The sequence below is a fragment of the Paraperlucidibaca wandonensis genome, assembly GCF_042677145.1.
Classification (GTDB): Bacteria; Pseudomonadota; Gammaproteobacteria; order Pseudomonadales; family Moraxellaceae; genus Perlucidibaca; species Perlucidibaca wandonensis.
In genome coordinates, this window is the sequence record NZ_JBHTIT010000001.1 from 513,142 (window position 1) to 536,331 (window position 23,190).

Genomic DNA, 23,190 nt, shown 5'->3' on the forward strand with positions numbered 1-23,190 from the left:
GCGCAGCGGAGGCGGGGATGTCAGAAGCAATGATTGAGGCCATTAGTTGGTTGTCGGTAGCAGCCACCATGGCGATTTTGGCGCTATATGAATTTCGTTTTGCTATTCGAGCTCGCCGTCCAACTGAGCGCGTGGCCCGGCAGGCGCACGAGACTTTACGCGAAGAGTGGTTTGCTGCCATTAGCACCACGCCGGGCACGGAAGTGCTGGCGGTGCAAACTCTGCGCAACTCATTGATGTCGGCTAGCGTTACCGCCTCAACGGCAGTGCTTGGCTTGGTGGGTGCAGTGACGTTGTCGGCGCCGCTATTGCGCGAGAGTTTTATTCTTGGTGGCATGCCCATGTTCACGCCGCGTTTAGCGCTGGAGCTGGTGCTTTTGGTGCTGCTGCTGTCATCGCTAATTTCATCGGCAATGGCAGTGCGCTATTACACTCATGCTGGTTTTATCGGTGCGATGCCGGTTGGCTCAGAGTCGCGCCTACGCTGGACAGCAACTGGCGGCTTGTATGTGCGTAGAGCGGGCGTACTTTATGGCCGAGGCCTGCGCAATTTGATTTTGCTATCGCCTGTGCTCACCGGCATTGTGTATCCGTTTGCAGGGCCGGTGGCGGCGATTTTAGTGGTGCGTGGTCTGCAGCGGTTTGATCGCCTGAGCAAGCAAACACGCAGCGTGCATCACCCAGAAGCCTAAACGCGCAACCAACATTCGTGAGAGGGTAGCTCGTTAAAGCTACCCTCTCACACTAGTGTTAGCGAGCAGCTGCAACCACGCCGTCGAGCATGCGATAAACGTCGGCTTCGACCATATAGCGCGGCACGCTATACATGCCGTGAGCTTCAGTCAGTGCGTCGTGGGCGATGCGTTCGTAATCGCTGCGCTTGATCAAGTCGCCTTGGTTTTTCAGCGGCAGTCGCGATAGCAGCTCATGCACATTGCTGATCAACGCATCTGCAGCAGCGCTATCGTTTTGCTGCGCGCTGGCAAAGCCTAAGTCGCGTGCTAATAACGCGTATTTTTTCAGGCAGTTGGGTTTATTAAAGGTCAGCACATGCGGCAGCACCATGGCGTTGGCGCGGCCATGTGGCACACCATAGTTAGCCCCGAGTTGATGCGCAATAGCGTGAACATAGCCCACTGCCGTGATGTTTAAGCAGATGCCGGCATAGTGCGATGCCAAGGCCATGGCTTCACGCGCAGCGAGGTTTTTTGGCTCATTGCAGGCGGTTTCTAAATGCTTAAAGATCATGCGAACGGCAGTGCTGTTGTAGCCGTCGGTTTCGGCGTTGGAGAAACCACTGACCCAGCCTTCCAGCGCGTGTGTGAGTGCATCGACGCCAGTTTCTGCGGTGACCGACGCCGGCATGCCTTGCGTGATGAGTGGATCTAGCGCGGCGGCTCTCGGCACCATGGCCGGATCTACTAGCAGCGACTTGATGTGCGTGGTGCTATCAGAAATAACCGCAGCAACACTCGCTTCTGAACCAGTACCCGAAGTCGACGTCACCACAAAAAATGGCAGTGATGGTTTGCGGCCTTTTAGCACGCCGACTAGTTGTTGCGGGGTTTTGCCTGTGGAGGCAGCAAGCGCGATGACCTTGCCGGCATCGATAGCTGAGCCACCGCCAACAACCAAAATGGCATTCGCACGTGCGGCTTTGCACGCCGCTAGACCGGCTTCGACGACTTCAAATGTGGGGTCAGGGCGTACGCCAGTGAATAGCGTTGTTTCCACGCCATGGCTCTTTAGCTCGGCAATCAATGGATCGACAGTGCCTAGTTTGGCCAAAACATCATCTGTAATCACCAATACGCGTGTGATGCCTTGATCGGCCATGCTGCGACATAGGCGTTGCGCTGAGCCTTCGCCAAGCATAACCAATGGCCTTGGCATGGATAAGACTTTGATAATTGCCCAGAGGGCGCTGAGTTTTGGCAGTGATTTCAGGCGATTGGTAGTGGCGGACATGGCGCAGCGGATCCCTTAGTGAGTTGACTAGGGGGTCACGCTACAATGCCAGTGCGCTTTCGGCAAGCAAAAATTGTCAGACAATATGGTTAAAGCGCTTTTATGCCGAGCGCTAACTCGGCATTGCGGCGTCAATCAGTGCAGCTTAATTTCAGGCCGTGACTTGCTGCTGAGAATGTCTTTACAAAACAACACAGCGGTTTTAAAGAAGCCGTGTATTGCGACTTGGTGCAGACGATACAGCGAAATATACATAATTCGCGCTAGCTTACCCTGCACAGCAATCGAACCCATGAGCACGCCAACAGCGCTGCTATTGAGAGAGACCAATGAACCTTTATCTTGGAAGCGGAAGTCTGCCACTGGCTTGCCAGCGATATGGCGGGGCAGGGCCTTGAGCAAGTAGCTCGCCTGCTGATGTGCAGTCTGCGCGCGGGGTGGCACGGGGCGGCTACTGCCAGGCAGGGTGCAGGAGCCACAATCGCCCATCGCAAAGATGTGCGGATCACGCGTGGTTTGCAGTGTTGGCTGAGTGATCAATTGGTTGATGTGATTGGTTTCAAGGCCGCTTAGGTCTTTCATGAAATCAGGTGCTTTGATGCCAGCTGACCACACCTTAAGTGAGGCGGGTACAAATAGTCCGCTACTTGCTTGTAGGCCATCTTGGCTGATTTGCGTGATTTTTTGGCGAGTAAAGACTTTGATGCCTAGGCTTTCTAGTTTTTGTCGCGCGGCCGTCGATGTGCCTTCTGGCAGGATGGGCAAAATGCGATCGGCGGCTTCGATCAAGCTGATATTGACATGGCTAGGCGAAATGCCATCGAGGCCATACTCGGCAAATTGATGCGCGGCATGATGCAGCTCGGCGGCAAGTTCAACACCGGTGGCGCCAGCGCCAACAATGGCAATATTGAGTTCAGGTGGATTGTCATGGCGGTCAGTGTAGGCATGAGCGCGCAGATACATATTCAAAAATTCGGATTGAAAACGGTCGGCCTGAGCGCGTGAGTCGAGGAATATGCAATGCTCGCGCGCACCCTCGGTACCAAAGTCATTTGATGTAGAGCCAATTGCCATCACTAACCAGTCGTAGTTCAAATGGCGTGCGCTGGCTAACGGTTTGCCGTGGCTGTCGCATAATGGCGCCAAAGTGATGGTTTTCTCGTCGCGATCGACGCCTTCAAAACGTCCTAATTGGAACTCAAAATGGTTTTGCGAGGCATGGGCAAAATAGTTCAACTCGTCTTCATAGGAGTTGATGGTGCCAGCCGCGACTTCGTGCAGCAGTGGTTTCCAAATATGCGTTAAGCAGGCGTCGACTAAAATAATGCGGGCCTTACCTTGCTGGCCTAAATTGCGCCCAAGGCGTGTTGCTAGCTCAAGTCCGCCGGCACCACCGCCAACGATAACAATGCGTGGAGTGACCATTTTGTCTCCAAAATCAATATTTTATCTGGCCGCGTAACGCCAGAAGCGGCGCGCATTGTATGAGAGCGAGTATCCTCAGTCATTGCTATTTGTGACTGTAGAGTCGAAATGCCATCGCTTAGATGCCTTGGTGTATCTAGTAAACTAGGGCATGGTTCAGCCTTTCATGCGCCGAACCACCAACCATTCTGAGATTGTTTAATCCATGCGCCTCGATAAATACATTGCTCAAACCACGGATCTATCGCGCGCCTTAGTGAAGATAGCTTTAAGAAATAAGCGCGTTATGGTCAATGGAGAGCTCACGAAAAGTGCCAGCTTAGTCATTGGCCCCAATGATACGGTGCAGCTCGATGGCGATACGCTCAGCTCAGCTGGGCCCCGCTATTTCATGCTGAATAAGCCCGCAGGATATGTCTGTGCCACTAGCGATAATGTTCACCCTACGGTGCTTGAGCTGCTCGATGAGCCTAATCGGCAAGTGCTACACATTGCCGGCCGTCTCGACATCGACACCACCGGTTTAGTGTTAGTTACCGACGATGGCCCGTGGAATCATCGCGTCACATCGCCGCGTAGTGAGTGCGAAAAGACTTATTACGCCACCTTGCTAACGGATCTTGCTGATGATGCTGAGGAGCGCCTGCAGGCCGGCTTGCAGCTGCATCACGAAAAGCATCTGACCAAGCCCGCCACGCTAGAGCGTGTGTTTAGCAATGAGGTGCGCCTGACGATTTGCGAGGGCAAATACCATCAGGTGAAAAGGATGTTTGCCGCGCTCGACAATCGCGTGCTAGAGCTACACCGCGAGCGCATCGGCGATATCGTGCTGGATGATGCGCTGGCGGTGGGTGAGTATCGCGCCTTGACCGAAGCCGAGATCAATAGCATTCAGTAATCGCGTTTGATTACAGCTATTGGCTAGCCCGTAAGGCTTCGTTTAGCTGGTCCACGATGCCAGTCCAGTCAGAGTCTAGCATTAGTGCCTCGCGAATAAAGCTCGCTTGCGAGGCTGTCCAGAACTCGGCCTCAGCCAGTGTTTTTTCTGCTGGCAATGGCCGGTGCTTAGACAAAAATTCATGTATTTCAGCATCTTCAGAAGGCAGTCCAAGCTGTTGAAATAGCTCGGTCATGCGGTGATGAGCTTGGTTCATTTCGGTCACCTCTTCAGTTTGTACTACGAATACTTAGCCTATACCTAACGTCCAGTCGGGGCGAATATAGTGGCAGGTATAGCCCCTTGGATTGTGTAGCAAATAGTCTTGATGCTCAGGCTCTGCTTGCCAGAAATCGCCAGCGGGCTCAACGCTTGTCACCACCTTTCCTGGCCAACGGCCACTGACATTGACGGCAGCGATTACTTCATTGGCAACGTGTTGTTGCTGATCTGAGGTGGTGAAGATCGCGGAGCGATAGCTGCTGCCTCTGTCGTTACCTTGTCGATCAGGTGTGCTGGGGTCATGGATTTGAAAGAAAAATTCCAGCAGCAGGCGAAAGCTAAGCTGAGCTGGATCAAACACTACCTCAATGGCCTCGGCGTGCGAGCCGTGGTTGGGGTAGGTGGCATTTGGCACATCGCCGCCCGAGTAGCCAACACGCGTGCTTAACACTCCCGGCTGTTGGCGAATCAGGTCTTGCATGCCCCAAAAGCATCCACCAGCCAAAATAGCGGTCTCTGTGTTTACGCTCATATTTTTGCCCCTGAATATTCCATTGAGTAAACCTTAGCGCAGCGGTATTGCATCGATCTCAATGCTGCGCTCGTTGTCGCTGAGCCAGAGCTGGCCATCCTGTACGGTGCATTGCAACTTCATGTTTTTTTGCACAAAGACAGCGAGTGGCGTATCACCTTGCACCACTAATCGGCGCACCTCTAGGTTGTTAGCGCGTTCTAATTTTGGCGCGATGGCGGCCCACCAAATCGGCACCGCATTACCGTAAGCAACGACGGCGACTTGGCGTGAGCGCCCGCAAGATTTCATCACGCGCCTCTCATCAGGCTGGCCTAGATCGACCCAGAGATCAATTGTGCCGGTGAGATCTTTTTGCCAGATGTCTGGCTCATCGGGATCGCTTAAGCCTTTGGAGAAGGCGAGGTCTTCGTGCGCGTAAAGTACAAACGCCAGCAGCCTAAGCATGAGGCGTTCGTCATTTTCCGAAGGGTGTTGGGCCAGTGTGAGCACATGATCGGCGTAGTAGCCACGATCCATGTCGGCGATATTGAGTTCAACTTTACAGATGGTGGCTTTCAGCGCCATTCAATTTCTCGTAGGTCAGTTGGCTGCCCAAAGAGAAATAGGCCATGCCGAATAGCGCCTATGGTAGCTCCTTTTCGCCCACTACTGACCTCTGGCTTTCATAGCGTTTAGAAAGTCTTGTTATTAAGCTCTAGATTGTTACCTGCCATTATTGCAAGTTGGCAGAGCAGTGCCTCCTTGCTTAAACCAAATAGGTGCTGAGACAGCCACAGGAGCACCTGTAGCCTTATCTCTCACTCTTACGAAAGCCCAGTTTTGCTTTGCGCTATTGCTTAAGGTGAAAGTGGTAGTTGCTGCATTGTGCGATATGAGCGGGGAGTAACTCACGGAGTTATCTGCAAGCGAGCTAATCACTTCAATAATGGTGTTATGAGCAAGTAGTGGCGTTTTCTTGCCCAAGCGATCGGCCACGCTGACCTGAAATTTTAGTTGATCGGTGGGTGCTGCTAAGCGAGAGCCCATTGGGTATGCCTTGCCTTGCGGCGACTCCGTTACGGTAAAACTAAGCTGTAAGTGGTTATAGTTTTGCGCGACGGCATATACGCGGCGCGCTAATAAGGCCTCTCGAAGGTCACTTTGACTTTGTGTGCGAGCAATAATCACCGTCTTTGGCAGATTTCCATCTCCCCAGCGACTGTCATGATGATCCTCTGAGCCTATAGGCGCGAGATACCAGCCTTTATCTAGAGCGTAGCCTAACCAGCTTTGTTTTTTACCATCGCTGTCGTATTCATCACCTTTGCCAAAGACCTCAAGACCTACGACACGGTAGTCGGCGGCTGGCACGTACTTCAAGTCATTGAAGGTATAAGCGGGATCGCCAGGGGCTGACAGTAAGTCTTGAAGTGGATTGCTAGGCAGTGGGCTTTCTTCGGCAAGCTTTCCTAAGCCTAAGGGCGAGAGCGCCTTTTTTAAATCCGATAATGGGCCATGGATAGCATCCTCACGACCAGGGTGGTTAAAAATCATTAAGCCATCTGAGCCGCCACCAAGGCTAGTTGGCATGACAAACCATGCCCAGAAGCCTTCCATTGTGAGCAAGTATCCTGGCCCTAATTTTGGATTGATGAAGTGCTGCGACATCAGCACATTGGCATGGCCAAATCGATCGGATGTCCACTCAAAACCACGCATAGCAGTAAAGCTTGGTGTGCTCGCTTGAAGTGCCTGAGTGTGCGTTGCATCCCACTTCGTGAAATTACTTGCGATGTTGTCTGGGTCGGATAACAGGCACCCTAGTGGGTTGGTTGCGCAAAATTCTGGGTTTTTTGCAAGCACTAGTGGGATAGGTAGTCCTAAGTTGTCTGAGTGATCCGTGGTGAAAGCAAACGACCAACCTTTATCTTTGGCACTGGCAAATACATCCGCCGGCTTGGTGAGTTGGTAGCCATCGGAATAGGCTGTGTGATCATGCAAAACACCAGTGAAGTGCGGCCAATTAGTTTGGCCGGCAGGGTTGCATGTGCCCGCTGAGTCCTGACTTCCAGATAGTCCGGCTGCGGACGCAATGGGGTTATTCGTTAGCAGCTGCTTGAGCGCACTGAAGCAGCTAGGTTGTGTTGGCGCCGCCAAGCATTCAGCAATAGTGGGTTGAGCGTATTGCTCTTGAGGTGCTACCGATACACTGACGGTGTCATTGGCGCTTACCGAGCCATCAGAAACTGCCACTGCAAAAACTAATGTACCTGCTTTAGACGGCGCAGTGAATGAGGCCGTTGCAGATTCTGAGTTGGCTATATATACAGCCTCTCCTTCTGTTTGAGTCCAGGTATAACGTAAACCATCGTTATCCATGTCTTTAGCGCTTACTAATAGTGCTACTTGTTCATTAGGGCGAGCAGGGGTAGGGGTGGCTTGAGTTCGTTCAATGATGGGGGCTGAGTTATTGGTTGATGCGCGTTTAGTTACTCGTGTTTGGGCACGAGCTTCAGCTCCCTCATTGTCAGTAACGCTGAGCTCATACACATACACTTCTTCGGTTGAGGTGGTATTGCTGAGCGCTGTTGTTATTTGACAGTCAGTGCCGACTACTGCTGCTGGCGAGGTGGCCAAAATCCAACGGTAATGGGTAATTTCTCCGTCGGGGTCAATCGATTCACACCCATTCAGGGTCACATCAGAGGTGCCGTGGGCGACCGTTTGGTCTTGGCCTGCATGCGCTATTGGAAGTCTATTGGGCAGAACGTTGCGGACTAAAACAGTTGTTTTGTCCTCTGTTGTTTGGCCTAGGTTGTCTTCGACAAGAAAAATAAAGGTCAGCACCGTATCGCTTTCAACTTGAGGTGCTTGAAATTGAATATTTTTTTGCCCGTTGTCACTGGGCAATGTGGCTTTAGTGCTGTCGCTAGCCAGTTGCTGCCATAAGACACGGCGTATCGATTGACCTGTCCCTGGAGTAGCTTGGCCACTAAGCATTATTAGATCGTTTTCTTGAACCGTTTGGCTAGGGCCAGCAACGGCAGTAGGCCTTGACTCATTACCTATGCTTGGTGCCCCGCTATCAGCCCGTTCTGTGTTGCCGGAGCCATTACCACCACAGGCAATGAGTGAGATTGAAAGCAAGGTAAGGCTTAAGCATGGTGTAATTCGCATAGGTAGTGCTCGGCAAAATGTATGGAAGCTGGACAAGCCTCTTTGACGGAACACCCCTTATATAACAAATTTGTTACATAAGTGTTAATAGTGGCTGCGGATTAGACTTAGCCGTTGCGTTTTCATTAGCCATTCGCACGGAAGAAGCAGGCAAACAAATACGCCAAATACGTGGCAGTGGCAGGGCTGTTTGGCTCAAGTTTTGGCTCATCAACGCGCAGAAGCCCTTATGTTGCCTTTAGTTAGCCACGAGCCAACCATTGATGCGGGTGATTGCGCTCTCGTTTAATAGGCCGATGATTTGGTAGAGGCGGAAGCAGTTCATCACATAGTCGTAACGCGCGGTTGCAAGTTCAACGCGGGCAGTGTTGACCTTGGTTTCAGAGCTCATGACATCGACGATGCTGTGAGTGCCAGCCGAATATCCTGCTTCAATGGCACGATAAGCAAGCTCACTTGAGCTCAGGCTGCGTTGCTTTGCCTTAATGCGATAAGCGTCAGTCTTGGCAGTTTGGAATAATGCCCGAGCCTGATTTTCGATGATTTTGGCATCGGATTCGTGATTTTGTAGCGCTAAGTTGGTTTGCAGGCCTGCGCGTTTAACGCGCGCATGGGTTGCACCGCCGGAAAAAATCTCCCAACGCGCCTCAACGCCTACAACATCAGTCGTGCCAGAGTTGAGCGCAACTGCTGCACTGTCACTACCTTTTAAATTACGGTCGCTATAGCTGGCAAAAAAGTTAATTTGCGGCAGATATTCAGCCTTCAATGCCGACTTGCTGGCTTTGCTTTGTTCGATGCCCAGTAGTGACGCCAGCAAGTTGGGGTTTTGCTCAATAGCGAGCTTGCCCCATGCATCAACACTGTTAGGTGTTGGCAACAATACGGGGATGTCGGTGCGCAAGGTGGCAAGCTCAGTGGTGGGTTCGCCAACCAGTGCGCTTAGTGTTTCGCGCTGGCTATTGAGCTGATCTTCTGCTGTTAACACTTGGCTGGCAGCGGCGTCGCGCTGCGATTCTTGCTCCAAAATATCTACCTGTGAAACGAAGCCCGAGGCGTATTTCGCCTGCGCTTCTTCTAGGCGCTTGGCTAAAGATGCAAGGCGGCTTTTGGCAATGCTCAAGCTGTCTTGTGCGCGCAAAACATTGAAGTAGGCATCGGCGATATTGAAGTACAAATCTTGCGCCTTGGCATCGGCTAAGGCCTGTTCATAGGAGCGCTGAATTTTAGCTACTTGGTACTGCTGGAAAGCGCCCCAGTTGAATAAAGGCTGAACAACACGACCACCCCATTCGGTGCTGTCATAGGCTGTATCGCCACCTACTGCTGGAACGCCAGGGGCAAACTTAATTGGGTCTTGCTGTAGGTTGGCAGTGCTAGTCGAAGCCGTCAGCACTATCTGCGGCAGTAGCGAGGCGCGCGCAATATCTGGTGCTTGATTGGCAATAGCGCGTTCGACACGGAGTGCGGCAAAGCGTGAGTTTTTCACTTCTGCCGTATGCACAATATCGAGCAAGTTGGTCGCAAAGGTGGCTGGGCTGATGAAAAGCATTGAGGCCAAGGTGACACATTTACGGATAGTCATGAGCGAAATCGTCATCGATAAGAGTGTAGTTAAGTCATTTTGGCGTGTGTGTGCGCCAACGCATGGGAGTATCGAGGCTTTTTAGGGCTATATCGACTACATGCGTTTAATTTTTGGGCAAATGATACATAAGTAGGGTAATAAGCTACAAAATGTAACATAAGATGCCTGCATCATATGCGCACAGATTACACAGGTTGTAACTACTTACGGATTTGCTTAACACTGGACGTGTGAGCTGATTGGCATTGGTAGTGACTTGGTCAGTAGCACTGCATCAAATTATTAGAAACAAAACTCTCATGAATCAATCGCACGCTAACAAGAACACTCTGAGTACGCACCCTAAAAACTTTGCTCCATTATTGGCATTGACACCGTTTGAGCAGCCAAATGCGAGCCTCGTAGCGGCTATTATTCGCCAGCAAGTACCGGTGGTTGTCGACCTTGGCCGTGACTCGAAAACATGGGCGGCTACGCTAAATACACTCGCTACGCATCGTAGCGAGTGGCTGGGTTTACGTGTGCCGGACTTTGTCGATGTGGGCGCTTTAACCCTGCCTGAGTCTGTGCGCTTCTTAGTGTTGCCGAACTCAGCGGTTATTCCGCAAGCGTGGCGTGAGCTACCTGTTATTGCGCAAGTCATTAGCTGTGAAGAGGCTGAGCAAGCACTGGCCATGGGCGCAGAGGGCTTAATCGCTAAAGGTCAGGAAAGCGGTGGGGTATGCGGCGCTGAGAGTGCATTTGTGCTGCTTCAACGCGTTTTGCTACTGGCCAATGCCAAGCAGGTCCCCGTGTGGTGTCAGGGCGGTATGTCGCTGAATACCGCAGTGGCGGCGATGGTTGCCGGTGCAGCGGGCGTCGTGATTGATGCGATTTTATCGGTATTTCCTGAGTCAAATTTTTCGGCAGAGCTGAAGCAGCGCGTATTAGCCCTCGATGGCAGCGAAGTGCGCGCGCTTGCTGGACTCCACGTTTTAGCGCCGAAAGGCAGTGCAGCTATTGAGCTAAATCGATCAGAAGTGCTCGAGCAATTAGGCGATCAGCGTTTGTTGGCAGTTGGTCAAGATGCGGCTTTAGCGCGCTTAGCACTGAATCAGTGCACATCGGTTGCGAGCTTGATTCGGGCATTACGCACGCGCATGCAGGCGGCGCTTATTCAGGCGCAATCATTACAACCTTTAGCCGATGGCAATGCCTGGGCGCGAGCGCATGGCACGCGTTATGGCATCGCTCAAGGCCCGATGACGCGCGTTAGCGACACGGCACCATTTGCTGCTGCTGTTGCCGAGGCTGGCGCGCTACCATTTATTGCTTTGTCGCTGATGAATGCGCAGTCGTCTCGTACCTTGCTTGAAGACACAAAAGCCGCACTGGGCGATAAGCCATGGGGCGTTGGCGTTTTAGGTTTTGCCGAGGCCGATGTGCTGGCGCCGCAGCTTGAGTTAGTGCGTGAATTTATGCCGCCGGTGCTGCTGATTGCTGGCGGTCGTCCATCGCAAGCGAAGCCGTTTACGGACATGGGCATTGCCACGTATTTGCATGTGCCATCGCCGGGTTTGCTGGATTTATTCATCGCGGAAGGCGCTACGCACTTTGTCTTTGAAGGCCGCGAATGCGGTGGCCATGTTGGCCCGCGTTATAGCTTTGTGTTGTGGGAGCAGGCCTTAACGCGGCTGCTAGCCGATGAGCATCCTGAGCGTTTTCACGTGCTGCTAGCTGGCGGCATTCACGATGCTTTATCGGCGGCGATGGCCTCGGCTTTGCTGGCACCATTGGCGGCGCGAGGGGCAAAAGTTGGCGTCTTGATGGGCACCGCCTATATCGCCACCCATGAAGCGGTAAGCGCCGGCGCGGTGTTGCCGCGCTTCCAGCAACAAGCTATTGCTAGCCAATCTACGGAACTGGTGGAGACCGCGCCGGGGCATGCCATTCGCTGTGTGCCATCGGGCTTTACGCAGCTATTTGAGCGCGAAAAAGCGCGGCTGCAGGCGCTGGCCATTGAGCCGAAACAAATTTGGAAAGACTTAGAAGCCCTAACGATTGGGCGCTTGCGTGTGGCGAGCAAAGGTGTTGATCGCGTCGATGGCGTTTTGCAGGCTATCGATGAGCAGACTCAGGCCGACGAGGGCATGTATATGCTCGGGCAAGTCGCTGTCATGGCTGATGAAGTCATCACCATGGCCGAGCTGCATCGCCGCGTGTGTATTGATTCGCAGACCATCGTGACGAACTGCCCGCTACCGTCATTTAGCAATGAGAAGTCGCAAGAGCCTATCGCCATTGTTGGCATGTCCTGCCTTTTTGCCGGCTCGCCAGACCTTGAGGCGTATTGGGAAAACATCCTTTCCGGCCGTGATTTAGTCACCGAAGTACCGAGTGATCGTTGGTCGGTTGAGCAATATTTTCATGCTGATGAGGCGCGCCAAGATAAGTCGATCAGCCGCTGGGGTGCGTTTATTCCAGACACGCCATTTGACCCGCTAACGTTTGGCATTCCACCAGCATCGCTGGCGGCCATTGAGCCTGTGCAGCTGCTGTCACTGTCAATTGCGCAGCAGGCTTTGGTCGATGCCAACTATAGCCAGCGCTGGTTTGATCGCGAGCGCACCTCGGTAATTTTTGGTGCCGAAGCGGGCATGGACTTAGGCAATCAATACACCTTCCGCAATCTTTGGCAGCAATACGCCGGTGAGCTACCGCCGGCCTTAGCGCAGGTATTGCCAACGCTGACCGAAGACTCTTTTCCCGGCATGTTGGTCAATCTGATTTCTGGTCGAATAGCTAACCGTTTAGGCCTAGGCGGTGTCAATTACGCGGTCACTTCGGCCTGCGCTAGCTCATTGACCGCCGTCGATTTGGCTGTGAAAGAACTGCGTGGCGGCAGCAGCGATATGGTGCTGGCCGGCGGTGCCGATTTCCACAATGGCATCAGCGACTACTTAATGTTTTCCTCGGTCGGCGCGCTCTCGGCGAGTGGCCGTTGCCGCTCATTTGATCATCAGGCCGATGGCATTGCTTTGGGCGAGGGCATTGGCATCGTGGTGCTAAAGCGCTTGTCGGATGCCCAGCGCGATGGCGACCGCATTTATGCGCTCATCGACGGCGTTGCTGGCTCTAGCGATGGCAAAGGCCTTGGCCTGACCGCGCCACGCAAAGATGGCCAGAAATTGGCGCTGGAGCGCACCTATGCGCAAGCAGGAATTTTGCCTGGCGCCATTGAGCTAATTGAGGCGCATGGCACTGGCACTGTGGTCGGTGATCGCACGGAGTTGCAGGCGCTGACCGATGTGTTTTCGCAAGGTGGCGCGATGCCGGCGCAAGCGGCGCTAGGCTCGGTGAAAAGCCAAATTGGCCATACAAAATGCGCTGCGGGTGTGGCTGGTTTAATCAAAGTTGCCAAGGCGCTGCATCACCGCGTCTTGCCCGGCACGCAGAATATTAGCCAGCCTAATGCTTGGCATAATGCTGCCACAAGCCCATTTACTTTTAGCGCGCAGCCTCGGCCTTGGCTGATGCCAGCCGAGCAAGCTGCCCGCGGTGCCGTTAGCGCCTTTGGTTTTGGCGGCGCGAATTTTCACGCAGTTTTGTCGGCATGGCCTGAGCATCAAAGTGCAGTTGGCGCGATGACGTGGCCGGCCGAGTTGTTTTTGCTACGTGGCAAAGACCTCAGCAGCGCTAAAGCTGAGCTGACTAATTTGCAGCAATTTCTTTCTGCCTCGGATGTGATGCCATCGCTGCGAGACCTAGCCTTTACGCTGTGGCAGGCAGGTTCAGGCCCGATCCAAATGGGCTTTGTCGCGACCGATATCACAAGTTTAAAGCAGCAGATCTCAGATGCTTTAGCTGGTAAAGCCGGTGTGGCGATTCGTAATGCAGATCAGGCGGTGGGCAAAGTCGCCTTTATATTCCCCGGTCAGGGCAGCCAGTACGTCGGCATGTTGCGCGACTTATTCATCTATTTCCCCGAGCTACAACACTTACTGCTGAATGATGTGGCGGTGGCGGCAGCGATTTATCCGCCATCTGCCTATAGCGCCGAGACAGCCGCAGAGCAGCAGCGCCATCTCACCGATACCCGCCAAGCGCAGCCGGCATTGGGCATGGTCGATATGGCGGCGTTTGAGTGTCTGCAGGCATTGGGCATTAAGCCCGATATGGCCGCTGGGCATAGCTATGGCGAGCTCGCTGCGCTCTCTGCCGCGGGTGTTTATGATGCTGCCGCGCTGATTAATTTATCGCGTGCTAGAGCCGAGGCGATGATGTCTGTCGCTGGCGATGATGCTGGTTGCATGGCCGCCATCAGCCTGTCGGCGCGTGAGCTTGCGCCTATGCTCAGCGACTTCCCATCAGTAGTGATGGCTAATCAAAATAGCCCGCAGCAAACCGTGATTTCTGGCCTAACTCTCGACGTGGAAGCGGCGCTAGTTGCTCTGCGTGATCGCGGTGTGGCCGGCAAAGCCATCGACACCGCCTGCGCCTTCCATTCGCCGTTAATGGCCGCGGCCAGTGAGCGCTTCGCTGCGGCGCTGGGCGAGTGCGATATGAGCTCGCCGGCATGGCCGATTTACGCCAATGTGACGGCCGCTGTGCATGCGGCTGAAAGTGATGCTATTCGCTCGAGCTTGTCGCAGCATATTGTTTCGCCAGTGCGCTTTGTTGATGAAATTGAGCAGATGTATGCCGACGGCGCGCGCACCTTCATTGAAGTCGGCCCGCGCCGTGTATTGACTGGTTTGGTTGGTCGTATTTTGACTGAAAAAGCGCATATGGCCATTGCGCTAGATCAAGAAGGCAAGGGTCTGGCTGGGCTGCTTGGTTCATTGGCAAAAATGGCTGTGGCATTGCCCGAGTTCAATGCGGATAAGCTGTTTGCTGGTCGCGCTAAGTTGGTTGATTTGAGCCAACCGAAGTATTGGTCGGCAACAACTTGGATGATCAATGGTGGTCGCGCATGGCCTGTAAAAGGCAAATTGCCGGCGCATGCTGGGCAGGTTGTGAAAGCACCAGTGGTGCATTTGGGGGCCGCGACAAATTTTACAAGTTCCAGCACTCTGCCGCATGTTGCTGAGCGTGATCAGGCTTTGGCGGGCTATTTAAACAATATGCGCGAGCTGGTTTCGGCACAGCGCGATGTTTTGTTGGGTTATATGGGGGCACCGGCTGCTCCTGCTTTTGTGCGCGCATCGCCTGCGGCGCAAATTGTGTCGCCTGTTTTTGAAAAGCAGGTCGAAGCGCCACAAGAAGCTTCAGCGTTGGCAATTGAGCTAGACCATACCAGCGTGCTGTTGAATTTGGTCAGTGAGCGCACGGGCTATCCCAGCGATATGCTCGACTTGGACCTAGACCTCGAAGCGGATTTATCCATCGATTCGATTAAGCGCCTAGAAGTGGTTGGCGAGCTGGCGCGTGTGTTGGATTTGCGCGCTAAATTGGGTGTCGATGCTGAGGCGCGTATTGAGGCCTTAACGCGGCAAAAAACATTGCGTGCGGTGATTGATTGGTTGCGCGAGCATGTGCCGGTGACTGTGGTCGTTGCACCAGCTTTGCAACCTGCAGCGATTACATCATTAGCAAGCACCCAATGGGATCGTCCATTTTTGCAGCGCACCTTGCTCATGGTAGTGAGCGAAGCCACTGGCTATCCCGAAGAAGCGCTAGATTTGGACTTGGATCTTGAGGCCGACTTATCGATAGATTCAATCAAACGATTAGAAGTGATTGGTCAATTAAAGCGTGCTTTGTCTGAAGCGAACGCAGCTCAGGCGGTGGCTTTGTCGGTAGAAGAGTTGTCGTCGTGTAAAACGCTGTCGGCCATTTTAGATACGGCTTTAGCGTCTTCTCAGCCCGCGCCGACCGAGACTTTAGCACTTCAAGAAACTGAAGATATTGCCGCTGAGTTTCCTTTTCAGCGCGTAGTTTTTCGCAATCAAAATGCGCAAAACATCACGGCTAATTGGGCGGCACTAGCGGGTCAGCACGTCGTGATTATCGCGCCAAATGGCAAGCTCGGAGCGATGTTGAGCGAGCAGCTCAGCGCGCATCAGGTAAAAGTCACCTTGCTGAGCTTGGCCGAGGCAGACACTTATGACTTTGCTCAAACCAATGCCTTGCTAGATTTAAGCGGCTTAGATTTCACTGCCGATGCGCATTTGCTCGTGCAGCAGTTTGCTGTTTTACAGCGCGCGCTGTTGGCCGGTGTTGGCCGCTTGTTGGTGGCAACGGCCTTGGGCGGCGACTTCGGTCTGACTGCGCCGCAACTACCTCGCGGTGGTGGCATAGCCGGCATGGTCAAAACCATGGCACGTGAGTACGAGCAAGCCAATGTGCGTTGCCTCGACGTAGATGCCAGCGAAGGTGAGGAGCAGCTAGCGAATTATATTGCGCGAGAATTAACGGCCAAGGATCGCTTAGTCGAAGTGGCGTGGGCTAAAGGCCAGCGTTGGCAGCGCCAGGTTACAGCCTTAGCGCCAAGCGCTGGCGAGCTTACTGAGTTGCCATTGAGCAAAGACAGCGTTGTACTGCTAACTGGCGGCGCGAGAGGCATTACGGCGTTGATGGCCATCGAGCTAGCCCAGCGTTTTCAATGCCAGCTTGAGCTGGTGGGCCGCTCCGCATTGCCGATAAATAAAGAGTCTGTCGCGACAAAAGGGGTGACGGATCAGCGTCAATTGCGCCAAGCATTGCTCAGCGAAAATCCAGCGCGCAAGCCTGCTGAAGTTGAGTCTTTAGTGCGCCGTGTGCTGGCCGAGCGCGATATTTCTGCCACCTTTGCAGCCATCAAAGCGGCTGGCGGGCGAGTGAATTATCACTCCTTAGATGTGCGCGATGAATCTGCACTGACTACGTTGGTTGCCGATATTTACGCGCGAGCAGGGCGCATCGACGGCGTCTTTCATGGTGCCGGTATTGTTGAAGACAAGCTGATTCGCGACAAACAGCAAGACAGTTTCACCCGTGTTTATGACACCAAAGTGGCGAGTGCTCTGAGCTTGCTAGCGTGCATTCGCAACGACGTGAAGTGCGTGGTGTTTTTCTCCAGCGTTGCTAGCGCCTTCGGTAATCGGGGCCAAGTCGATTACGCCGCCGCCAACGATATGCTCGACAAAATTGCGCACCATTGGCAGTCGCGCATTAGCGGTCGTGTGTTGTCGGTGAACTGGGGGCCATGGGCCGATACCGGCATGGTGTCGCTAGCCTTGCAGCGCGAATATGCCCGCAAAGGCATCGGCCTCATCCCGCAGAAAGTGGGTGTTGCTGCACTGTTTAGTGCTTTGGTAGACCCATCTCGTGAGACGCAAGTCGTCATGGTCTCGGGCGAAGTTGAGCGCTTTATGAATGATGCTTCGACACCGGTTGGAGCATAGTTTGTGAGTCGTATCGCGATTATCGGGATGTCTTGCCTGTTTCCAGGTGCAGCAAACTTAGGTCAGTACTGGGACAATATCTGTGCCGGTGTTGACGCTATTTCCGATGTGCCCGAGGCGCGTTGGGATGCTCGCTATTACGACCCAAACTCCAGCGCAGTTGATCAGTTTTACTGCCGTCGCGGTGGCTTTGTCGATGACCTAGCAGACTTCGATCCCTTGCCATTTGGCATCATGCCCAAGCTCGCAGAAGCTGCTGAGCCGGACCAATTACTCACCTTAAGAGTGGGTTATCAGGCCTTGCGCGATGCCGGCTATGACACGCGAGCGTTTGATCGTGCGCGCACTGGCGTCATCATTGGCCGTGGTAATTACGTCACACCTGGCGTGCTGCGCCTTGAGCAGCATGTGCGCTTGGTGCCGCAAGTATTACAGACCTTGCAGGATCTATTTCCTGAGATGACTGAGGCGGCGCTAGCCGACGTTAAGCAGCGTTTGCAGGGCGAGCTCACGACGTATGGGCCCGATGTTGCATCCAGCCTGATTCCCAATTTCACCGCGTCGCGACTAGCCAATCGGCTTGATCTTGGTGGCGCGGCGTATACCGTTGATGCCGCCTGTGCCAGCTCGCTATTGGCGCTTGAGCAAGCTTCGCGCTTATTAAGCAGCGGCGATGCCGAAATGATGATGGTCGGTGGCGTGCATTTAAGTCATGACCCAACATTTTGGGCGACATTTTGCCAACTTGGCGCACTTTCGCGGCGCGGCGTAATCGCACCATTATCAGCCGATGCCGATGGCATTCTCGCCGGCGAAGGCGTCGGCATGGTCGTACTAAAACGGCTAGAAGATGCCACCCGCGATGGCGACCGAATTTATGCCGTTATCGATGCCATTGGCTCCGCTAGCGATGGCCGTAGCAGTAGCTTGGTTGCGCCTTCGGTGAGCGGGCAATTGCTGGCTTTAGAGCGGGCATGGGCCGGCTTGCCAATAGCAAAATCTGCCATCGGCTTGGTGGAAGCGCACGGCACTGGCACACCCACCGGCGATGGCGTTGAGCTGGAAACCTTGGCGCAGTTTTTTGGCCCAGCCGATGATGCGCCGCGAGCGATCATTGGTTCGGTTAAGTCGATGATTGGCCACGCGATGCCAGCATCCGGCATGGCATCGCTAATTAAAACAGCAATGGCGATACATCACGGCGTATTGCCGCCGACTTTGCATTGCCAGCAAGCACACCCGCTGATGGCCAAGACGCGTTTTCGCACCTTGGCGGCGGTACAGCCTTGGACTGTCGCCGCGCAGGAACGTATTGCCGCAGTTAACGCCTTTGGCTTTGGCGGCATCAATGCTCATGTGGTGATGAGCGGTGTGGCTGCGGCGGAAAAATTGCCGGCGCTAGCGGAGCCAAAACCAGTACCGACTTTAGCGAGCGCGTTACTACTGCAGGCCGATACGCCGGAAGAGTTGCTATTAGCACTCGATGCAGTGATTGCCGGCGAGACGCCACCGCCTATAAGCCTGATGCCAGTGCCGGCAAGCTCGATTAATGGCTCATCGCCAGCGAACGAAGCACTCTGCCGATTAGTCGTGTTAGCGCCTGATAACAAACGCTTGCTCGCCGCGCGCAAAATTGTCGCCGCTGGAAAATCGTGGTCTGGTCGCCAACAAATCTGGTTTAGCGCACAGGGCCTGCTCAGTCAGGGCGGCAAATTCGCCTTTGTGTTTCCCGGCGTCGATAGTGTGTTTAAGCCGCAGGCAGATGATCTCGCTACTTACTTTAAGCGGCCATTGCCAGCGCATTGCGAGAGCCTAGATCCTGCGCAAGATCTACCGCGCGTAGTGCGCGGCCTGATGGGCTTTAACCGATTTATGCATGATGTGCTCGGCGAGTTGGGCATCGCGCCGCACGCGTACGCTGGCCATAGCATTGGCGAATGGAGCGCGATGTTGGCGTCCGGCATGATGGATCAGGCGCTGTCTGATCGCACCAATGCCACGTTAGATGTCGCCGCTCAGCAATTTCCCGATGTGCGTTTTCTCGCCGCAGCCTGTGACGTTGCCACGCTGCAAAATGCGATGGCTGGCCTCGATGAGATCGCGCTATCGCATGATAACTGCCCGCATCAAGTCATTGCCTGTGGTCGCGAAGCTGTGGTGGCGCAAGTGGCGGAAAGGCTGCGCGAGGCCGGAATTTTTCATCAAGTACTGCCGATAGTCTCGGGCTTTCACTCGCCATTATTTATCGATCATCTGCCGTGGTATCGCGAATTTTTTAATGCGGCAGCGTTACAAGAGCCCACCACGCCAGTGTGGTCGGCAACCTTGGTCGATAAGTTTCCTGTGCTTGAGCAAGCCAAGCGCGACACGGCGATTGCGCATTTGCTAGAGCCGGTGCGTTTTCGTGAATTAACCGAGCGCTTATATGACGATGGCGTGCGCGTTTTTGTGCAAGTCGGCACCGGTTCGCTGCCGGGCTTTATCAGCGACACCTTAGCTGGCCGGCCGCACTTGGCCTTGCACTCCAACCACGATGCACGCTCGGGTCTGGTGCAGTTGCAGCAAGTATGTGCGGCGCTTTGGGTCGAAGGTGCGCATTTCGATATGCGCCTGCTAATTGCTAAAGCTGAGGCTAATGCGCTTCCGCCCGCGAAAATGCTGGCTGCCATGAGTGGCCAAACTCGGAGGCTAGCTTTAGGCGTGCCGCTTATTCGCCTGCGTCCAGCAACAGTAAAAATGCCTTATTTGCCACCACAACAACGCACAGAGTCCGTGTTGTTCGATGGCGCAATGGGCGGCTTAGTGGCCGATGCTTTGGGCGACATTGATCGCGTTCGTCAAGACATAGTTAGCCTCTGGCATCAGCATCAGCATCAGCAGTTGCCTAACGCCGTGTTGCCGCAAGCCGCTGGGCAGACGCATGAGCACACACAAACATCAGCACTTGCCAAGGCTCAGCAGGCCAAGGCCATCCACCATGTGCAGCAAAAATACCTCTGCCTAGAGCAGAGCATTGCCTGCGTTCGTGATCACGAGCTATATCCGCAACGCCAAGGTTGGCCTATCGTCGCCGACCGCCACCCAGTCGTGCCAATGACCATGGAGGTGCTGCTGCTGCGCGATGCGCTACGCGAGCAATTAGCCCAGCAGCACCCAGGCTGGCATGTGGTGGAAGTCTTCGATATCAAGGCCTTTAATTGGCTGGTAGTGAGCACGCCATTGAACGTTGAGCTGCGCTTAAATAGCATTAGCGATAGCTGTGTACGCGGCGAAATTGTTGGTTATTTCAGTGCCACTCTGCGCATTGCCGCGCACTGGCCATCGGCCGATAAAGCGCCATTGCCTGCGCTAATTCAAGCTTGCGACACCCGTGTTGCCGCGAACGATTTATACCAGCAGCAATGGATGTTCCACGGTCCCGCGTATCAGGGTGTGACACGCTTTAAAGGCATCGGCAGCAACGGCATCGATGGCGAATTACGCGTGCCAAGCGGACAGGGCGCCTTGCTCGACAATATGGGCCAGCTCGCCGGTTATTGGGTCATGGAGCAGCCAGAAAACTGCCTAGCCATGCCCATCGGCGTTGGCAGCATCCGTTTTTATGGGCCCGACCCCGTGCCCGGGGAGTCGTTGCAGGCGCAAGTTCGTATCAACCATCTTGATGATTTGAGCTGTAATAGCAGCCATCAATTACGCACTGCCGACGATCGCTTAATCATCAGCATTGATGACTGGCAAACTCGACGCTACCAAATGGACAAAGCCTTCTGGGAGGCATCACGACTGCTCTCAGAATATAAAGTGAGCCGCGAAATTGCGCCCAATGTTGTGCTCTTTGATGATCGCTACGACACCGCTATTTTGCGTGACTACCTAAGCCGCCGCTATTTAACCGCTACTGAACGCACGGTATATGACGCGCTTTCGCCGCGCCGCAAACGCTCCTGGTTGAATGGCCGTGTTGCGGCAAAAGATGCCACCCGCGTATTTCTGCAATCACGCGGCATTAGCGGTGTTTATCCGCAAGAAATCATCATCGAAAATGATGCCTTGGGCGCGCCGCATATACACGCCAACGTCACCAATAGACTGCCCGACGGCTTGTCATTATCGATCGCTCATAAAGGTAATTTGGCCGTGGCGATTGTCTCCGATGAGCCCGTGGGCATTGACCTTGAGTCGATAAAAGAGCGTTCACAGGAGTTCGTGCAAGCCGCTTTCGGTAGCGATGAGCAGCGCTTATTAAATGCTGTCGATGAGCCTGAAGAGTTGGTGTTCACGCGTGGCTGGGTGGCAAAAGAAGTGGCCGCTAAACAGTCGGGTCATGGCCTCGCTGGCGCACCGAAAAACTGGCCAGTGTCGGCGTATCAGGGCGGTGCATTGCGCATTAATAACTGCTGGGTCTACAGCATTGTTTTAGAAGGCCATGTCATGGGTTGGAGCCTGCCAAGCGCGCTGGCTGAGCCCTTGCTCATGGCATTAGCCGATAATCAAAGTGAGATGTTGTGATGGAAATTGATGGTAACGCTATGACGCCAGATGCGATTTTAGCCGTCGTGATTGAGAAGATTCGAGTCACCATTAACGAAGACTGGATTTTCGACACCATGATCGAGCGCGACACACGCTTCAATGACGATCTTGAAATCGAAAGCATCGAATTCATCAAAATTGCCGCCGCCATTCAGCAGCATTTCGGCCAGCGCTTAGATGTTTCTGGTTGGCTTTCGGGCAAAAGCATTCATGAGCTCATCAGCTTGAGCGTGGGCGATTTAAGCGCCTATGTCACCGCTGCTTTGACGCACGAAGCTTAAGCGCTGTGGCACGCATTCTTTTCGCCTTGCCACCGCTCATCGGCCACTTAAACCCGATGTTGGCAGTGGCCGCACAGCTTAGCGCCGCTGGCCACGAATTGGCGTGGGCTATTCATACTCACCAACTCGGTGCGAGCCTGCCCGATGCCGCCCGCGTGTTTAGCTTAGATGCGGGCGACCAAGTCACCACAGTGGTGTTGCCGAAAGTGCGTGGTTTGGAAAGCGTGCGTTTGTTTTTCGAAGACTATGCTTTGCCGATGGCGGAGCAGTCGCTACCGTTAATTGAGCAAGCCGCGCTGAGCTTTAAGCCCGATGTCATGGTGGTCGACCACCAGATGATTGCCGGCTCTTTGGTGGCGCGTAAATTAGGCATTGCTTGGCTCGCTAGCATCACCACCAGCGCCTCTATTTTGCGCATGTCGCCTATGCTCGATGACTGGGTAGCGGGGCAATATGCCGGCTTGCAGCAGCGCTATATGCCGAGTGAGGCAGAGTCAGCACGCGTTGCTCGACCAGATTTTTCGCCATGGCTAAATTTGGTGTTTTCCATCGAAGAGTTGCTCGGCACTGAGCACGCGCGAGTCGAAGCGCCTTACGCTTTTCTAGGTCCAGCTATCGGTCAGGGGCGTCGTGAAATCGACTTCCCATGGCAATGGCTGCGCGATGACTGCCGCCATATTTTGGTCACTCTAGGCACTATTAGCCGTGATCGCGACACACGCTTTTTTGAAGTCATCATGGCTGCCATCGCCGATATGCCCAATGTGCAGGCGGTGCTTGTCGGCCCAGAAAGCCTGAGCGTAAAGGCTCCAGCTAATGTGCTGGTGCGCGACTTTGTGCCGCAAGTTGAGCTTTTGAAAAAGATGCACGGCGTGATTTGCCATGCCGGTCACAACACCGTCTGCGAAACCTTAATGCATAATTTGCCGATGATCGTCGCGCCTATTCGTGATGATCAGCCGGTCATCGCAAGGCAAGCAATAGACGCCGGCGCAGCACTGTTTATGCGCCATGGCAAAGTCAGCGTTGCCACCGCTAAGACCACTATTCATGCATTGCTGAATACGCCTGAGCTGAATCATCAGGCCGCGCGATTAGGTGCGGTGTTGCGCAAAAGTTCCGGCGCTGTGGGTGCGGCTGAACATATTGTTCGCATCGCTAATGCGGCGAGGGCGTAA

At 54.0% G+C, this 23,190-nt stretch carries 13 protein-coding genes; 6 read left to right on the forward strand and 7 right to left on the reverse strand.

Annotated features, from left to right (window positions below):
* The first annotated feature begins 17 nt into the window (after nucleotides 1–17).
* Nucleotides 18–692 carry a DUF599 domain-containing protein gene (locus ACFQ0F_RS02355; RefSeq protein WP_379068698.1) on the forward strand — a complete coding sequence of 225 codons (675 nt, stop codon included), beginning with the start codon at nucleotides 18–20 and terminating at the stop codon, nucleotides 690–692.
* A 58-nt stretch (nucleotides 693–750) separates the two neighbouring features.
* On the opposite strand, the gene ACFQ0F_RS02360 is transcribed toward ACFQ0F_RS02355, so the two are convergent.
* Complete coding sequence (locus tag ACFQ0F_RS02360; RefSeq protein ID WP_379068700.1) at nucleotides 751–1,968, reverse strand: iron-containing alcohol dehydrogenase; 1,218 nt, start codon at nucleotides 1,966–1,968, stop codon at nucleotides 751–753.
* Between the two features lie 135 nt (nucleotides 1,969–2,103).
* Nucleotides 2,104–3,396 carry an NAD(P)/FAD-dependent oxidoreductase gene (locus ACFQ0F_RS02365; RefSeq protein WP_340675210.1) on the reverse strand — a complete coding sequence of 431 codons (1,293 nt, stop codon included), beginning with the start codon at nucleotides 3,394–3,396 and terminating at the stop codon, nucleotides 2,104–2,106.
* A gap of 205 nt (nucleotides 3,397–3,601) precedes the next feature.
* On the opposite strand from ACFQ0F_RS02365, the gene rsuA reads away from it, so the two are divergent.
* The gene (gene rsuA, locus ACFQ0F_RS02370; protein WP_340675211.1) at nucleotides 3,602–4,294 is read left to right on the forward strand and encodes a 16S rRNA pseudouridine(516) synthase RsuA; all 693 of its coding nucleotides are present in this window, start codon (nucleotides 3,602–3,604) and stop codon (nucleotides 4,292–4,294) included.
* Between the two features lie 16 nt (nucleotides 4,295–4,310).
* Here rsuA and ACFQ0F_RS02375 read toward each other — a convergent pair whose 3' ends face one another.
* From ACFQ0F_RS02375 to ACFQ0F_RS02395, 5 genes are all read right to left on the reverse strand, one after another.
* Nucleotides 4,311–4,550 carry a DUF2789 family protein gene (locus ACFQ0F_RS02375; protein ID WP_379068703.1) on the reverse strand — a complete coding sequence of 80 codons (240 nt, stop codon included), beginning with the start codon at nucleotides 4,548–4,550 and terminating at the stop codon, nucleotides 4,311–4,313.
* Between the two features lie 33 nt (nucleotides 4,551–4,583).
* Nucleotides 4,584–5,087, reverse strand: a complete 504-nt coding sequence (gene msrA, locus ACFQ0F_RS02380) for a peptide-methionine (S)-S-oxide reductase MsrA (protein WP_379068706.1) — start codon at nucleotides 5,085–5,087, stop codon at nucleotides 4,584–4,586.
* Between the two features lie 33 nt (nucleotides 5,088–5,120).
* Complete coding sequence (locus ACFQ0F_RS02385) at nucleotides 5,121–5,654, reverse strand: YaeQ family protein (protein WP_340675214.1); 534 nt, start codon at nucleotides 5,652–5,654, stop codon at nucleotides 5,121–5,123.
* Nucleotides 5,655–5,792: 138 nt separating this feature from the next.
* Complete coding sequence (locus ACFQ0F_RS02390) at nucleotides 5,793–8,246, reverse strand: PKD domain-containing protein (RefSeq protein ID WP_379068709.1); 2,454 nt, start codon at nucleotides 8,244–8,246, stop codon at nucleotides 5,793–5,795.
* A 238-nt stretch (nucleotides 8,247–8,484) separates the two neighbouring features.
* On the reverse strand, nucleotides 8,485–9,831 hold the full coding sequence (locus ACFQ0F_RS02395; RefSeq protein ID WP_379068712.1) for a TolC family outer membrane protein: 1,347 nt from the start codon (nucleotides 9,829–9,831) through the stop codon (nucleotides 8,485–8,487).
* A gap of 302 nt (nucleotides 9,832–10,133) precedes the next feature.
* On the opposite strand from ACFQ0F_RS02395, the gene ACFQ0F_RS02400 reads away from it, so the two are divergent.
* The 4 genes from ACFQ0F_RS02400 to ACFQ0F_RS02415 are packed head-to-tail and all read left to right on the forward strand — an operon-like array spanning nucleotide 10,134 to nucleotide 23,190.
* Complete coding sequence (locus tag ACFQ0F_RS02400; RefSeq protein WP_379068715.1) at nucleotides 10,134–17,198, forward strand: SDR family NAD(P)-dependent oxidoreductase; 7,065 nt, start codon at nucleotides 10,134–10,136, stop codon at nucleotides 17,196–17,198.
* 3 nt (nucleotides 17,199–17,201) lie between these two features.
* Nucleotides 17,202–21,707, forward strand: a complete 4,506-nt coding sequence (locus ACFQ0F_RS02405) for a beta-ketoacyl synthase N-terminal-like domain-containing protein (protein WP_379068718.1) — start codon at nucleotides 17,202–17,204, stop codon at nucleotides 21,705–21,707.
* Nucleotides 21,707–22,012: an acyl carrier protein gene (locus tag ACFQ0F_RS02410; RefSeq protein ID WP_379068721.1), complete on the forward strand. Its 306-nt coding sequence runs from the start codon at nucleotides 21,707–21,709 to the stop codon at nucleotides 22,010–22,012. The genes ACFQ0F_RS02405 and ACFQ0F_RS02410 overlap by 1 nt, the downstream gene beginning before the upstream one ends.
* A gap of 5 nt (nucleotides 22,013–22,017) precedes the next feature.
* Entirely contained in the window at nucleotides 22,018–23,190 is a 1,173-nt protein-coding gene (locus tag ACFQ0F_RS02415) for a glycosyltransferase (RefSeq protein ID WP_379068724.1), read from the forward strand.